The 12647-nt window shown below is 68.7% G+C and carries 8 protein-coding genes; 6 read left to right on the top strand and 2 right to left on the bottom strand.

Going from position 1 to position 12647, the window contains the following annotated elements:
* Positions 1-24 precede the first annotated feature (24 nt).
* Together DX03_RS19100 and DX03_RS19095 are read right to left on the bottom strand one after the other, a co-directional pair.
* Positions 25-789, bottom strand: coding sequence for an EAL domain-containing protein (locus DX03_RS19100; RefSeq protein ID WP_038691260.1), 765 nt, complete (start codon positions 787-789; stop codon positions 25-27).
* A gap of 149 nt (positions 790-938) precedes the next feature.
* On the bottom strand, positions 939-2003 hold the full coding sequence (locus DX03_RS19095) for a hypothetical protein (protein ID WP_185753403.1): 1065 nt from the start codon (positions 2001-2003) through the stop codon (positions 939-941).
* A gap of 166 nt (positions 2004-2169) precedes the next feature.
* On the opposite strand from DX03_RS19095, the gene DX03_RS19090 reads away from it, so the two are divergent.
* From DX03_RS19090 to DX03_RS19065, 6 genes are all read left to right on the top strand, one after another.
* The gene (locus DX03_RS19090) at positions 2170-2802 is read left to right on the top strand and encodes a TetR/AcrR family transcriptional regulator C-terminal domain-containing protein (RefSeq protein WP_038691256.1); all 633 of its coding nucleotides are present in this window, start codon (positions 2170-2172) and stop codon (positions 2800-2802) included.
* 51 nt (positions 2803-2853) lie between these two features.
* Complete coding sequence (locus tag DX03_RS19085; RefSeq protein ID WP_038691254.1) at positions 2854-3954, top strand: efflux RND transporter periplasmic adaptor subunit; 1101 nt, start codon at positions 2854-2856, stop codon at positions 3952-3954.
* Positions 3951-7028, top strand: coding sequence for an efflux RND transporter permease subunit (locus DX03_RS19080; protein ID WP_038691252.1), 3078 nt, complete (start codon positions 3951-3953; stop codon positions 7026-7028). The genes DX03_RS19085 and DX03_RS19080 overlap by 4 nt, the downstream gene beginning before the upstream one ends.
* 200 nt (positions 7029-7228) lie before the next feature.
* On the top strand, positions 7229-8059 hold the full coding sequence (locus tag DX03_RS20490) for a carboxylesterase family protein (RefSeq protein ID WP_185753402.1): 831 nt from the start codon (positions 7229-7231) through the stop codon (positions 8057-8059).
* A gap of 74 nt (positions 8060-8133) precedes the next feature.
* Positions 8134-10494 carry a TonB-dependent receptor gene (locus tag DX03_RS19070; RefSeq protein ID WP_038691250.1) on the top strand — a complete coding sequence of 787 codons (2361 nt, stop codon included), beginning with the start codon at positions 8134-8136 and terminating at the stop codon, positions 10492-10494.
* Complete coding sequence (locus tag DX03_RS19065) at positions 10491-12629, top strand: phosphocholine-specific phospholipase C (protein WP_038691248.1); 2139 nt, start codon at positions 10491-10493, stop codon at positions 12627-12629. Before DX03_RS19070 ends, DX03_RS19065 begins: the two co-directional genes overlap by 4 nt.
* The last annotated feature ends 18 nt before the right edge of the window (positions 12630-12647 follow it).

Raw genomic sequence — 12647 nt, 5'->3', positions numbered from 1 at the left:
TCTGGCCGAACGCGAGCGCGCCTCTCATATCGCCCAGGGTATGTCCGCCTCGCATGCAGCGCTCTCGAACTGCGGCCGGCCGAACCAATAGCCTTGCATCAGGCGGATGCCGAGATCGGACAGGCAGTGCGCTTCATCGCGGGTCTCTATGCCTTCGGCAATTACGCCAATAGACAGTTGCTCACACATGGACACCACGCCGGCCACGATCGCGCGACGCGGCGGACTGTGGTCGATTCCGCGGATCAACGCCATATCCAGCTTGACCATGTCCGGCTGGAAGTCGGCCAGCAGATTCAGGCCGGCGAAACCGGCGCCGAAATCATCAATGGCCGTCTTGAAGCCGATGCGTTTGTATTCGCTCAGGATCTCCGCCAACCACTTTCCATCGCTGACCTGCTCTCCCTCGACGGTCTCAAAGATGATCCGCTCAACAGGAAAGCCATACCGTTCCGCTGCCTGAAGCGTGGAGCGTATGCACACCTCGGGCCGGTAGATCGCATTGGGCAGAAAATTGATGGAGAGATGGGATCGCAGATCCAACGATGCAGCGATCCGGATCGCCTTCTCACGGCAGGCCTGATCGAACGAATAGCGGTTATCCGCCGTGACACGTGACAGCACCCAGCTCGCGGGTTCGCCGGCCGGACCGCGTACCAGCGCTTCATGCGCGAAGACCTCGCGCGCATGCACATCGACGATGGGCTGGAATGCGTAACTGAAGTCGAACTGCAGCGGCTCGGCATCGCGGCATAGGGCACAGCCAGCACGCATATTGGTGGAAGGCATGCGCCTGATCCCGTGTTCGGATGGAGGAAACCAGAATAGTCGACGCCCATCACGGCCATGTGGACGTCGCCTGCGCCGCCGCGGCCAATGGCCGCCAACGGGCACCCGGGCAGGACCCTTCGCTTCTGGCCGGAAGCGGTCTCCCGAGGCTACAGCGCCTCCGTCGCACCCGGCTCCTTGCGCAGGAACGCCACCAGCGCAGCCACCTGGCAATACTCCGCCGCGGCCATGAACGTGGTCGGCACGTGCTCTTCGGTCTGTTGCGCAGTACGCATGCTGTCGATCGGTTCGACGATGGCCGGGAAGTCCTTGGCCTGCTCGTCGAGGACGCGTTTGAGCCGGTCGAACAAGGTGCTCTTGTAGTCGAACCCCGGGGCGACGATGCACATCTGCGTGCCCGGGCGGGTGGCGATCTCGCGCATCGCGCCTTCGAACGCATCGGCGTGGGCGGCGGCGTCGGGCTGCAGTGCCAGGTTGGCGGACTCCCCGGTCACCCGGTAGTACACGCTGCCGGGCCGGAACAGGAACGTATACAGGTGCGCACCGTCGACCTTGCCGGTTTGCGGAGAGCGCTGCCGCTGCCGTTCGCCGCGCAGCGGGGTGGAGCCGCCGTCGGCCAGAAGCTGCCGGGCGGTAATGCCGCAGCCTTGACCGTCGGTGCCGAAGGACACTTCATAGTCCGTACCCGGTTCGGCCGTGAAGGACACCGAGGGGCCACCGATGTAGCGCAGCGCATCGCGCGACTGACCAGTGGCGGCCACCGGAATGCAGCGTCGGTTGGGGCCCTCGAAATTGGCCGAGATCGTCACGTGTTGGCCAGGTTCCACCGCGACCTCGTGGTAGAACGGCTTGGCACCGAAGCGGGTGTTCTCGTTCAAGGTGCGGGTGGCGAATGAGACCGGCATGCCGATGGTCACGTGGTCGTTCTTGCGCGCCATCGAAAACAGGGCGCCGATCGGCGTGACGCTACCAGCGCTCCTGCCCTCCACGCTGACCATCTCGGCCTTGCCGCCCTGCTCAAGGGCATTGGCGCGCAACGACAGCCGCACCAGGTTGCTGCCAAACAGGCGCACCCGTGCCTGTTGCTGCAGTGCCGTGGCCGACGATGGGGCGGGCCCCGCTGCGTCAGGCGCGGCCACGACCGGCGCGGAATCGGCCAGCGCGGTCGCTGAAAGGGCCAGGCAAAGAACGAACGCGGCAACGCGAAGGGTCATCGGTATATCTCCATGAATATTCATGGCGCCTCATGCGCCATCTGCGCCGCTCTAGCGGCAGCCTGGCGGAAAACTTGAGTCGGCGCGGGGGGGGGGCGAGGGCCTTGCGGGTGCCTCCCTAACACTGTTAGATTCGCCCCCTAACAGCGTTAGTCCAGGTCCCCCCGTGCGCCAACCCATCGCCCGCGAGAACATCGTCGAGGCCGCTTTCCGGATCCTCGACGAAGCCGGCCTGGAAGGCATCACGCTGCGCAAGGTGGCCTGCTCGCTGGGCATCCGTGCGCCGTCGCTGTACTGGCACTTCAAGAGCAAGCAGGCGCTGATCGACGCCATGGCCGACGCCATGATCTGCAACGTCGCCCGTGACATCCCCGCCGGCCAGCCCTGGCGGCAGACCCTGCTGCAGATCGCGCGCGAGTTCCGCCTGGCGTTCAAGGCCCGTCGCGACGGCGCGCGGGTGTATGCCGGCACCTTCCTGGCCACCGAGAACGTGCTGCGGGTGGGTGAGGCCAGCCTGGCCGCGCTGGTCGGCGCCGGGTTGCCGGCGCGCTTCGCCGCGACCACCGCGATGGACCTGGTGTACTACACGATGGGCTTTGTGATTGAAGAGCAGTCCTGGCCCGGTGACGGCAGCATGGAAGCCCTTGGTGAGACGTTCATGGCATTGGCCGAGCAACGTTTCCCGCATTGCTGGTCTGCCCGCGAGGTGTGGAGCGAGGTCGATTTCGACGCGCGCTTCGAACAGGGGCTAGGACTGATGCTGGATGGCATCGCACAGCGCCTGGCCGCTACCCCCTGATCCCCGCTGTTTCCCCGCTGTTCCCGCTGCTCCGACACGGAAGCCCCACCGATGCGTGACCGAATTCTCCGCTGCTCCTCCCTGATCCTGGTTGCCGCGCTGCTCAGCGCCTGTGGCGGCAAGGACGACACCCCGTCGGCCGAGGCCACCGCCGAGTCCTCGGCGTTGCCGGTGTCGCTGGCCACCGCCCAGCAGCAGACCATGGCGCGCACGGTGCTGGTGTCCGGGCCGGTCAGCGCCTACGAAGAGATGCAGCTGGGCGTGGAAATCAGCGGCCAGCGCGTCACCGCGTTGCCGGTGGACGTGGGCCAGTGGGTCAAGAAGGGCCAGGTGCTGCTGCAGCTCGACCACCGCACCCTGGACAGCGAACTGGCCCAGGCCGACGCGTCGCTGCGCCAGGCGCAGGCCTCGCAGGATCTGGCGCGCCTGAACTACCAGCGCAGCGAGAAACTGGCGGCGCAGCAGTTGATCAGCGCCAGCAGCCTGGACGAACTGCGCGCTGCCCGCATCAATGCGGAGGCGCAGACCGCCACCGCGCGCGCGTCGCGCGATGCCGCCCAGCTGCGGCGCGACTTCGCCGACCTGCGTGCGCCGGCCGACGGGCTGATCTCCAAGCGCCTGGTGCAGCCCGGCCAGGTGGTCTCGGCCGGTACCGAGCTGCTGCGGCTGATCCGCGATGGCCGCCTGGAGTGGCGCGCCGAACTGCCGGAGAACCAGCTGGCCGACGTGGTGGTGGGCAACACAGTGGAACTGCCCTATGCCGGCCAGGTGGTACGCGGCCGCATCCGTGCCGTGAGCCCCGGGGTGGATGCGCAGACCCGCACCGGCACCCTGTACGCCGACCTGCCCACGCCGGAGCCGCTCAAGCCGGGCATCTACGTGGAAGGGCGCATCGTCACCGGTGACGGACAGGTGCTTACCATTCCGACCGCGGCGATCGTGCAGCGCGATGGCCACAGCTACGTCTTCAGCGTGAATGACAAGCAGCAGGCCACCCGCCGCCGCGTGCGCACCGGCCAGGCCGTCAACGGCCACACCGCGATCCTGGAAGGCCTCAAGGCCGGTGATCGCGTCGTGGTGGACGGCGCCGGCTTCCTGGGCGAGGGCGACCGCGTGCGCGTGGTGACCAACACCAAGGCCGCCGCCCGATGAATATTTCCGCCTGGGCAATCAAGCGCCCATTGCCCGCGCTGCTGATCTTCTTCGTGCTGTGCGTGGCTGGCCTGTGGGGCTTCTATCAGCTGCCGGTGGCGCGCTTCCCGGACATCGCCTTCCCGATGACCACCGTCACCGTCACCCAGCCCGGTGCGTCGCCCAGCCAGCTGGAAGCGGAAGTCACCCGCAAGGTCGAGGACTCGGTGGCCACGGTCAACAACGTCAAGCGCGTGATCTCCTCGGTCAGCGAAGGCGTCAGCACCACCACCATCGAATTCCAGCTCGAGGCCGACCTGGCCACCGCGCTGGACGACACGCGCGATGCGGTCACCCGCATCCGCACCGACCTGCCGCAGGACATCCAGGAACCGGTGATCTCCAAGGTGGACATCGGCGGCTCGCTGATGACCTACGCCCTGGTGGCCCCGCACATGACCCCCGACGAGGCCAGCTGGTTCGTCGACCGCGACGTCTCGCGCGCCATGTACGGCGTACCGGGCGTGGCCCGGGTGACCCGCGTGGGCGGTGTGCAGCGCCAGGTGCGGGTGGACCTGGACCCCAATGCGTTGATCGCCATGGGCATCACCGCCGGCGACGTCTCACAGCAGCTGGCCCGCATCCAGGTGGAGCGTGCCGGCGGCAAGGCCGAGATCGAAGGCGCGCAGCAGACCATCCGTACGCTGGGCACAGTGGGTAACGCGCAGGCCCTGCGCGATTACTCCATCGCGCTGCCGGACGGCCGCGCGGTGCGCCTGTCCACGCTGGCCACGGTTACCGATGCCGCCGCCGATCCCACCGAAGCGGCGCTGCTCGATGGCGGCGAGGTGGTGGCGTTCTCGATGTCGCGCACACGCGGCTCCAGCGAAGTGAAGGTGGAGGCGGGCGTGCACGCCGCGCTCGACACCATCAAGGCCGCCCATCCCGGCATCGATTTCCGCCTGGTCACCACCGCCATCGACGAGACCCACCGGTCCTACGATTCGTCGATGACCATGCTCTACGAAGGCGCGCTGCTGGCGCTGCTGGTGGTGTGGTTGTTCCTGCGCGACTGGCGCGCCACCTGGGTGGCCGCGCTGGCGTTGCCGCTGTCGATCATCCCCACCTTCGCGGTGATGTACTTCTTCGGCTTCACCCTCAACATGATCACGCTGCTGGCGTTGTCGGTGGTGGTCGGCATCCTGGTGGACGATGCGATCGTGGAGATCGAGAACATCGTGCGCCATCTGCGCATGGGCAAGCCCCCGCTGGAAGCGGCGCGCGAGGCCGCCGGCGAGATCGGCAACGCGGTGATCGCCACCTCGCTGACCCTGGCGGCGGTGTTCGTGCCGGTGGCGTTCATGCCCGGCATCGCCGGCAAGTTCTTCCGCGAGTTCGGCTGGACCGCGGCCACCGCCGTGCTGTTCTCGCTGCTGGTGGCGCGCCTGCTCACTCCGATGATGGCGGCCTACCTGCTCAAGCCCCACGGCGAAGAGAAGCCCGATTCCAGGCTGATGGTCTGGTACCTGGGCTGGGTGGACGCCGCCCTGCGCCATCGCGGCCGCACGCTGTGGCTGGCCACCGGGCTGTTCGTGGCCTCGCTGGCGCTGGTGCCGTTCATCCCGGCCACCTTCATTCCGCAGTCCGACCTGGGCCGCAGCAACCTGAGCCTGGAACTGCCGCCGGGCACGCGCCTGCAGGACACCGTGGCCGTGGCCGAACAGGCGCGCGCGCTGCTCAAGGACATGCCCGAGCTGAAGCAGGTGTACACCGCCGTGGGCAGCGTGCTCGACCTCGGCGACCCCAGCGCGACCGGTGTGGGCGAGGCACGCAAGGCCACGCTGGTGCTCGACTGGGGCACCACCGACACCCGCGACCGCGACCAGCGCGTGCTGGAACGCGATGCGCGTGCACGCCTGGCCAACCTGCCCGGCGTACGCGTGAGCTACGTCAGCTCCGAGCCGGGCAACCTGCTGCAGCTGGTGCTGTCCGGCGATGATCCGCAGCGCCTGCAGGACGCATCCACCGCACTGGAACGCGACCTGCGCGGCATCCAGGGGCTGGGCAGCGTCACCTCCACCGCCTCGCTGCTGCGCCCGGAAGTGCAGATCGTGCCCAACGCGGCGCGCGCGGCCGACCTTGGCGTGGCCACGGCCGACATCGCCGAAGCGGCGCGCATCGCCACCGCCGGCGACTACGAACAGCGCCTGGCCAAGCTCAACCTGCCCGATCGCCAGGTGCCGATCCGGGTGGGCTTTGCCGAGGCCACGCTGGCCAACCCGGCGTTGATCGGGCAGCTGCGCGTGCCCGGCCGCAACGGCCCGGTGCCGCTGGCCGCCGTGGCCGACATCCAGCAGGGCAGCGGCCCCTCGCAGATCTCGCGGTACCAGCGCCAGCGCAACGTCACCCTGACCGCCGAACTCAACGGCCGCCCGCTGGGCGAGGTGATGACCCAGGTGCAGGCGCTGCCCAGCGTGAAGCAGCTGCCGCCGGGGGTGAGTTTCCTCAACACCGGCGATGCCGAGGTGTTCGTCGAACTGTTCATCGGCTTCATGCTGGCGATGGCCGCCGGGTTGATCTGCATCTACATGGTGCTGTTGCTGCTGTTCAACCATGCGCTGATGCCGGTCACCATCCTGGCGGCGGTGCCGCTGTGTGCCGGTGGTGCATTCGGCGCGCTGCTGATCACCCAGAACATGCTGTCGCTGCCGGCGCTGATCGGCTTGTTGATGCTGATCGGCATCGCCACCAAGAACTCGATCCTGCTGGTCGATTACGCGGTGATCGCCGAAGACGAACACGGCATGAGCCAGCACGATGCGCTGATCGACGCGTGCCGCAAGCGCGCCCAGCCGATCATCATGACCACCCTGGCGATGGGCGCCGGCATGATGCCGATCGCGCTGGGCTTTGCCGGCGATTCGAGCTTCCGCGCCCCGATGGCGATTGCGGTGATCGGCGGCCTGATCACCTCCACGCTGCTCAGCCTGATCGTGATCCCGGCTGCGTTCACGGTGATGGACGACCTGGGCGAATGGCTGTCGCGCAAGTTCCGTCGTCGCTCATCGCATGCGGTGGCCGGGCACACGGAGTAGAGCCACCCCATGGGTGGCTGCGCGGTCCGCTTCGATCACCCCGTTCATGCCGATGCAGCCCAGGCGGGTAAGCGCGGTCACCCGGCGGCGGTGGTATGAGCACAATGCATAGGTGGCATGCGGAAATACCGTGGCGGGCGCAGCGCGCCCGCCCCTTCCGCGTCGATACACTGCCTGCACGTTCTGACCGGTTGCCCGCCATGCCTCTGCGTACCCCCGTTGCCCTGCTGATGTGTCTGGTGTTCGCGACCAGCGCGCCTGCATCGGCGACGAATGCACCGGTGACGGGCGTTGGCCCACTGGCGGCCGATGCCGTGGCCACGGTGGATGCCGAATTGTTCGCACGCGGCAGCTTCACTGCCGCCGACGGCACGGTGCTGCCGTACCGGATCCTGCCGCCGCGCCACGTGCGCGCGGGCCAGCGGTATCCCCTGGTGCTGCAGTTCCACGGCTCCGGTGGCATCGGTACCGACAACGCCGCGCAGCTGGATCGCCTTGCCAGAAGCTGGGCGATGCCTGCCACGCGCGAACGCTACCCCGCATACGTCCTGGTGCCGCAGTTCGCCGGGCGCAGCGCCAACTACGGCCCTGCCGCTGCGGACCAGGCCGCCACGGCGGCACCGCAAATGCACGCGGCCCTGGCGTTGGCGCGGCACGTGGCGGCAACGCATCCGATCGACACCTCGCGCATCTACGCCGTGGGATTCTCGATGGGCGGCTCGGCCGCGTGGCTGTCGCCGACGCTGGCACCGGGCCAGTTCGCGGCGATCGTGTCCATCGCCGGCATCGCCCCGCCCGACAGTGCCGCATCGGCGTACACCCACGTGCCGGTGCTGGCGATGCACGGCGATACAGACGACGAGAATCCGATCACGGCTGATCGACGTTTCGTACGTACGCTGCACGCGCGCGGTGGTCAGGCCGTGCTCCGCGAGTACCCCGGCCTGGCCCATCAACCGCCCGCCGACATCGTGCCGGGCACGTGGTGGCGCGACTGGTTGTTCCAACAGAAACAAATGCCGCCGCGCTAACTGCAAGCGCAATGTCATGGGGAAGTCACTGCGGGCACCAATACTCCGCCGGTCCTCCACTACCCCGTCGACCCATGCGCGCTTCCGGCCACGCCCCCCGTGTTTCCCTGCTTGCTGTGTTGCTCACCGCTGCCGTCCAGGCCATGGCCGCCGAACCTGCACCTGCCGACGATGCACGCACGCTGGACCAGGTACAGGTGATCGGCCAGGCCACCAGCTACGCCACGACCACGGTGAGCCAGGAAACCCTCAACCGCCAGCAGGTCATCAGCAGCGTCAACAACGCGCTCAATGAACTGCCGGGCGTGGTGGTGAGCGAAGCCGATGCCACCGGCTCGTCGGTATGGGGCACGCAGATCAGCATGCGCGGCTTTGTGACCAACCGCGACACGCAGCAGATCGGCACCACCATCGACGGCCTGCCCAACGGCGGTTCCGGCTACGGCGGCGGCTCGCTGGCCAACCGCTACATCGACACCCTGGATCTGGAGACCGTCGAGGTGAGCCAGGGCACCGCCGATATTTCCTCGCGGTCCAACGAGGCGCTGGGCGGCACCTTGAACTTCCTCACCAGCGACCCGCTGGCCGAACAGCGGCTGCGCATGGTGGTTGGCGGCGGCGACCACGACGCGCGCAAGTACTACGTGCGCTACGACACCGGCCTGCTCGGTGGGCATACCCGTGCCTGGGTGAGCGCGTCCTCGGCGCGCGTGAATGACTGGATCGACGGCACCGGCCATGTCAGCAACGACAACCTGGCCGCGAAGTTCGTGACCGAGCTGGACCGCTGGACGCTCAGTGGCTACGCCTCCTACAACGACGCTGACGAACCGGAGTACACCAGCGTCACCCCGGCCGCGTTTGCGACCAACCCTGACCGCGACGGCCTCACCGGCACGCTCACCGGCATTCCCTACCTGGACCAGAATTTCCGCTCCGGCTCGCGCGCGCTGCGTGAAAACACCTTCGGCTACCTGCGCGGGGCATTCGACAGCGGCAACGGCTTCAAGGCCACGCTGACCGGCTACGCGCACAAGATGGAAGGCCGCGGCGACTGGCTGCCGCCGTACCTGGTGCAGGCGCGCAACGATGGCGCCGGCCGGCCCGAATCGGAGTACCTGGGCGGCAGCACCGTGTATGGCGGCAGCGCGCTGGGCCAGTTCTACTTCGTCAATCCCGATGGCAGCGCCGCGCAGATGCGCGCCGGCTGCGTGCCGCGCGCCGGCTTCAGTGCCGAGTACGACCCCAACTGCTACGCCGCCGGCGTACAGGGCGTGCAGTCCTACCGCCATTCGCACTACGACAACGACCGCGCCGGTGCCACCGCCGACGTGGAATGGAAGCAGACGCTGGGCAGCGTGGACAACACCGTGCGCGGTGGCGTGTGGGTGGAGCAGTACGACCGCAGCGTGCGCCGCGACTGGCACCGCCTGCTCAACGTGGGCACCGACATCGGCTTCGACCACCAGCCGTACTGGGTGCAGTTCGAAGACCGCTACAAGACCAGCGAGCAGATGTACTACGTGGAAGACGTGGCGCGCTTCGGTCCGTTCAGTGCGCGCGTGGGCGTCAAGCAGTTCTTCGTGGACCAGAAGCGCAACCGCGTGATCGGCAATGCCGAGAGCGTGCGGTCGGATTCCAAGTCCGACCCGCTGCTGTCGGCCGGTGCCACCTGGACGTTGCCGGTCGACGGCCTGGAGCTGTTTGGCGGCTACTCGCAGAACTTCGCCGCCATTCCCTCCGGCGTGCTCGGTGAAACCGATGCGCAGCGCTTCGCCCGGGTTGAACCGGAGACCGCCGACAACATCGAGCTGGGCCTGCGCGTGAGCCGCTGGCCCTTGACCGGCTCGTTGACCCTGTACAACATCAAATTCGACAACCGCATCGTCTACCTGCCCGCACGGCTGGCCGACGGTATCGACTATCTGGACGAGACCGATGGTGTCTACGAGAACTTTGGTGGCGTGGAAAGCACCGGTCTGGAAGCGGCGCTCGGTTATGGCTGGGACAACGGCTGGCGCCTCAATGGGGCCTACACCTACAACCGCTCCAAGTACCTGGGCAGCGGCAACGCCGCGCGCGATACCGAGCTGGGCATCGTCGACGGTGCCCAGGTGATCGGCCAGCCCAAGCACGTGCTGGTGGTGTCGGCCGATTGGCAGGGCGACAGCTGGAACGCCGGCATTTCCGGGCGCTACCTGGGCGAACGCTACCTGGATGCGTCCAATACCGCCAAGCTGCCGTCGGCCACGGTGTTCAATGCCAACATCGGTTTCGACCTGCAGAGCCTGTCGCCCCGGCTCAAGGGCGTGGGCGCCAGCCTGGTGGTGAGCAACCTCACCGACCGCAAGTATCTTGCCGGCGTGGACGGCAGCAATTCGGCCTTCATCGGCGCGCCGCGCACCGTCGGGTTCTCGGTGCGGGTCGACCTGTGAGTCCAGCGCGGCCACCGCTTGCCGACCCGGTACGCCGCCGCCTGCTGCAGGGCGGCCTGGGGGCGGGTGTGGCCGCGCTGCTGCCCAGCATCGCGCGGGCGGCGGCCATCGCCCCGCATGCACGCAGCGGCAGCCTGGAGGACGTGCAGCACATCGTGGTGTTCATGCAGGAGAACCGGTCGTTCGATCACTACTTCGGCACGTTGCCCGGTGTGCGCGGGTTCGGCGACCGCTTCGTTGCGCCGGCCCCACCGCTGGCGCCCGGGCAGCCGCCGCGCACGCTGTGGTTGCAGCCCAATGCCGCCGGCACGCGCGGCATCACGCCGTTCGCGCTGGATACCGCCGCGCAGTTCGGCCTGATGCGCGTGGAAGGCACCCCGCACACCTGGCCCGACGCGCAGCGCGCCTGGGACCACGGGCGCATGGCGCACTGGCCGGCTGCCAAGCAGGACCACGCGATGGGCTACTTCCGCCGCGATGACATGCCGTTCCAGTTCGCGCTGGCCGAGGCATTCACCGTGTGCGATGCCTACCACTGCGCGATGCAGGCCGGCACCAATCCCAACCGCCTGTTCCTGTGGACCGGCCACAACGACCCGCACGCCCGTGCGGGCGGCCCGGCCGTGGCCAACTCGCACGACAACTTCCCCGAGCTGGGCGGCCACCCGGCGTCGTACACCTGGACCACCTACGTCGAACGCCTGCAGCAGGCCGGCGTGCGCTGGCAGATCTACCAGGACATGGCCGACAACTTCACCGACAACCCGCTGGCCGGCTTCGCGCCGTTCCGCCAGGCCTGGCGCGGCGCGCCGGGGCATGATGCGGCGCTGCGCGCGCGTGGGGTGAGCACGCGCGGGCTGGCCCAGCTGCGCGAGGACGTGCTGAAGGGGCAGCTGCCGCAGGTCAGCTTCATCATCGCCGATGCCGCCGGCAGCGAGCACCCCGGCCCCTCCAGCCCGGCCCAGGGCGCGGCCTACACCGCGCGCGTGCTGGACGCGCTCACCGCCGATCCGGCGGTGTGGAGCCGCACCGCGCTGTTGCTGATGTTCGACGAGAACGACGGCTTCTTCGACCACATGCCGCCCCCGGCACCGCCGTCGCGCGATGCCTCGGTGGACGGTGGCTGGGCCGGTGCATCGTCGGTGTCCACCGACGGCGAATACCACCAGCATCCGTCGCCCGGCAACGAGACGGCCGATCCGCTGGACCTGCGTGGACGCCCGTACGGTCTGGGCCCGCGGGTGCCGCTGTATGCAATCTCGCCGTGGAGCCGTGGCGGCTGGGTCGACTCGCAGGTGTACGACCACACCTCGGTGATCCGCCTGATCGAACGCCGCTTCGGCGTGGCCGCGCCGGAACTGTCGCCGTGGCGCCGCGCGGTGTGTGGCGACCTCACCGGTGCATTCGATTTCTCGCAGCGCGACACGCGGCCCTTCGTGGCCTCGCTGCCGGCCACGGCCGCGGTGGCCGCACGCGCGGCGGCCCTGCCGGGGCGTACCGTGCCGGTGCTGCCCGAGGGCCTGCAGCCGGCACGGCAGGAACCCGGGGTGCGCCCGGCACGCGCGCTGCCGTATCGCCCGCAGGTCGATATCGCACTGGACGATGACCACCTCCGCCTCGACCTGGCCTGCGATGGCGCCGCAGCGGTACTGCACGTCTACGACCGCACGCAGCTGGGGGCGATCCCGCGCCGTTACACGCTGGCCCCGGGCATGCCGCAGCACGCGCGCTGGGCGATGGATGCGCAGCGCGGCTACGACCTGTGGCTGCTCGGCCCCAACGGCTTCCACCGCCACTACCGCGGCCAGCCCGGCACGGCCGCGCCGCTGCAGGCACGCATCGACCGCGACGGCGACCGCCTGCAGCTGTGGCTGCACAACCCCGGCACGGCGGCGCTGGCGGTCAGCGTGCGCCCGGGGGCCTATGTCGATGCCGCCCCGGACAGGCAGCTGCAGCTGGCGCCCGGTGCGCGCACCGCACTGCACTGGGACGCCGCCGCCAGTGGCGGCTGGTACGACCTGCATGTCGAGCAGCCCGGGGCCTCCCAGCGTCTTGCGGGGCGCGTGGAAGACGGCCGCTCGGGCAGCACCGACCCGGCCATGGGCACCGAGCCGATGCGCCTGCTGCTGGACTGACGGCTACGCCGGTGCGCT

The organism is Stenotrophomonas rhizophila (assembly GCF_000661955.1).
Taxonomy (GTDB): Bacteria; Pseudomonadota; Gammaproteobacteria; order Xanthomonadales; family Xanthomonadaceae; genus Stenotrophomonas; species Stenotrophomonas rhizophila.
This window is presented reverse-complemented; position numbering and strand designations above follow the sequence as displayed.